The organism is Candidatus Cloacimonadota bacterium (genome assembly GCA_034661015.1).
Taxonomy (GTDB): Bacteria; Cloacimonadota; Cloacimonadia; order JGIOTU-2; family JGIOTU-2; genus JAYEKN01.
Genome location: JAYEKN010000079.1, coordinates 1,842 through 5,159, shown reverse-complemented (window position 1 = coordinate 5,159; position 3,318 = coordinate 1,842). Strand labels below are relative to the sequence as shown.

Sequence of the window (3,318 nt, the reverse complement as noted above, 5' to 3'; positions counted from 1 at the left end):
AAAGAGATGAAAGAAATTATAGATGAATTAAATGAGGCGTTGGTTGCATAGATGAGAAAAGATTGGATTGAATGCGAATATCAAGACTTGCTTGATTATGAGCAACCTACAAATTATATTGTTGAAAGTACAAATTACAGAGATGAATACAAAACACCAGTTTTAACAGCAGGTAAATCATTTATCAAAGGTTACACAAATGAAACGAATGGAATCTTTCAAAATTTACCAGTAATAATTTTCGATGATTTCACAACTGCTACAAAATATGTAAATTTTCAATTTAAAGTTAAATCATCAGCTATGAAGATTTTGAAACCAACATCCGAACTTGTAAATATGAAACTTACTTATTATTATATGCAAATTGATAGTGTTCATAATGAAACACATAAAAGATTTTGGATTTCAATTTATTCAAAAAAACAATTACCTCTCCCACCACTTCCCGAACAAAAAGCAATTGTAGCCAAAATAGAACAGCTTTTCTCCGATTTGGATAACGGAATTGCCAACCTAAAAAAAGCACAGGAGCAACTCAAAACATATCGTCAAGCTGTGCTGAAAAAAGCGTTTGAAGGGGAATTGACGAAAGAGTGGAGAAAAGCAAATAACATAAATATCGAAGATAATTTTGTGAAAAATTTAACCGAGATTGGAACTATTTTAACAGGTAATACTCCTTCAAAAAAAAAATCAGAATATTATTCATCAAAAGAATATCCGTTTTATAAACCAACAGATTTGAATGCTGGGAATAATGTGTTTAATTCTATTGATGGATTATCTGAACTTGGTTTCCAGAATGGTAGAATTGCTCCAGCCAGTTCAATTTTAGTTACTTGCATTGGTGCAACAATCGGTAAAACAGGTTTAATAAAAAAAGAAGGTTGCTTTAATCAACAAATAAATGCAATTGTTCCTTTCAAAGAAAACAATCCAGAATTCATATTTTATCAAGCTATTAGCGTTGAATTTCAAAATCAGATTAAAGCAAAAGCGTCTGCAACAACTTTACCAATATTAAATAAAGGTAAATTTTCAAAATTAACAATGATAATTTTTCCACTCCAAGAGCAACAACAAATTGTCCAAGAAATCGAAACCCGTTTATCCGTTTGCGACAATGCGGAAGTCAATATCAAATCAGCTTTGGAAAAAGCGGAATCGTTGCGTCAGAGCATTCTCAAAAAAGCATTTGAGGGAAAACTTCTCACTGAAAAAGAATTGGAAGAAGTAAGAAACGATCCTGAATGGGAACCTGCAGAAAAACTTTTAGAAAGAATTCAAGCTGAGAAAGCAAAAAATGTTAAATCTAAAAAACGGAAAAAAAATGAAACCTTGCGAATGGTCAAAGACCTCCGCAATGGTTGAAGATAAGCACATTACCATTCGCAAGGTCAAGACCATTGCGAAGGTAACTGAATAAAAGGAAAAAGAGATGAGAAAACTAAATTGTGCAATGAAACATTGCATAATTGAAGTAAATTTATGGCAAAAAAACTTAAATTAATGGTTTCATCTACAGTTTATGATTCTGAATCTGATCTAGATCAGATTGAGGCAATCCTTCAAGGTTTTGGATATAAGGTTATTATGTCCAAGAACGGAACTGTTTATGTGCCTGCTGATATGTCAAACGAAGATGCTTGTTTAAAAGCCGTTGAAGAGTGTGATCTATTTCTTGGTATCATTTTTCCTCGTTATGGTTCAGGTATTACTCATAAAGAGATTCTTAAAGCAATAGAATTGGATAAACCAAGATGGTTTATTTCGCATCATTACGTAACTTTTGCCAGAACACTATTTAAGCAATTTATGTATAATGCTGATAAATCTAGAAATGAAGATTTCCATTATAATAGTACATCTGTTTTGGATAAATTAGAAGTAATCGAAATGTATAATGATGCTATTCAAAATAATATTCCGTTTGAACAAAGGAAATCAAATTGGGCTCATCCATTCTTTAATACTTCAGATATATTTCCATTTTTGGAAACTCAGTTCAAGGATATAAAAAGAAGAGAGAAAGAACTCGAAGAGATTTCAGGAGGTTCTGATGAACAATAAACTTATAAAAGATTTAATTAAGCAAGGTGAAAATAAGAATCTGGAGTTTAAATCAAAATACAGCACAAAAGGCATAGCAATAACTATCTGCAGTTTTCTAAATACTGATGGTGGTACACTTATACTCGGCGTTAATGATTTTTCTGAAATCATTGGTATCGAAAATCCAGAAAAATGCATAAACCAAATACAGAATCTTTTATATTCCACAATAATTCCAGAACCAGCCTTTGATGTATTTATTGAGAAAATTGATGATAAAGATATTGTATTGGTAAAAGTTTGGAAAGGCTCAAAACAACCTTACATATATGAAGGTAGTTTATATTTTAGAAAAGGAAGTTCTAGCAGAATTGCTTCGAGTAAGGAAGTTTCTCAACTTATAAATAATCGCCAACTATCAGAATTACATTGGGAAAGACAAACAGTTCATAACTTAAAGCTTGAGGACTTAGATAAGAAACTCCTGGAAAAAACAATTTCAGAAATTAAATCTAATAATCGTGGGACATTAAAATCCAATAAAGTTGTAGATTTTTTGGTTCATTATGGTCTAATGAATAATGAATTATTTACAAACGCTTGTTGTATCTTGTTCTGCAAATATCCTCAGAGATTCATTCCACAAGTAAGAGTAAGATTAACTGAATTTTCTAATAGCAAAACAGATGATTATTTGCCCAAAGACGAATTATACGAAGGTAATATATTTTTTATTATTGATAAACTAGAAACATATTTTAATGGATTAGGAACCAGAAGTATATTTTCAAATAATCAATGGAAGAGAAATGATTTTGAGTTTCCTCCCAAAGCTCTTCAAGAAGCTACTATTAATGCTTTGATTCATAGAGATTATTCAAGTTTCTCCAGCAGTGTTTCAATAAACGTATATCCTGATAGAATTAAGATTTATAATAGTGGACATTTACCTGATGAATTAACAGTAAGTGATTTAAAGAAAACTCATTCTGCCCATCCAAATAATCCAGATATAGCACATATTGTTTTTTTAAGAGGGATGATAGATAAACTTGGCAGAGGAACATTAAAAATATTAAATCTTTGTAAAGAAGCAAAACTAAAAACTCCTAAATGGTCTGACAAAAATGAAGGAGTAACGATAGAGTTTTACGGACCTAAAGAACATCCAACAAAAAGAATCAGTAATAAGAATCTAGAAGTTTCTGTAAATGATGCTGTAAATGATGCTGTAAATGATGCTGTAAATGATGCTGTAAATGA

The 3,318-nt window shown here is 30.8% G+C and carries 3 protein-coding genes; all 3 read left to right on the top strand.

All coding sequences use genetic code 11. The features are described 5' to 3' along the window. The first annotated feature begins 51 nt into the window (after window positions 1-51). Window positions 52-1,374 carry a restriction endonuclease subunit S gene (locus U9P79_02735; GenBank protein MEA2103546.1) on the top strand — a complete coding sequence of 441 codons (1,323 nt, stop codon included), beginning with the start codon at window positions 52-54 and terminating at the stop codon, window positions 1,372-1,374. A 117-nt stretch (window positions 1,375-1,491) separates the two neighbouring features. Beyond that, the gene (locus U9P79_02730; protein ID MEA2103545.1) at window positions 1,492-2,073 is read left to right on the top strand and encodes a DUF4062 domain-containing protein; all 582 of its coding nucleotides are present in this window, start codon (window positions 1,492-1,494) and stop codon (window positions 2,071-2,073) included. After that, a partial coding sequence (locus U9P79_02725) for a putative DNA binding domain-containing protein (GenBank protein MEA2103544.1) occupies window positions 2,063-3,318 on the top strand: 1,256 nt, incomplete at its 3' end. The genes U9P79_02730 and U9P79_02725, both read left to right, overlap by 11 nt.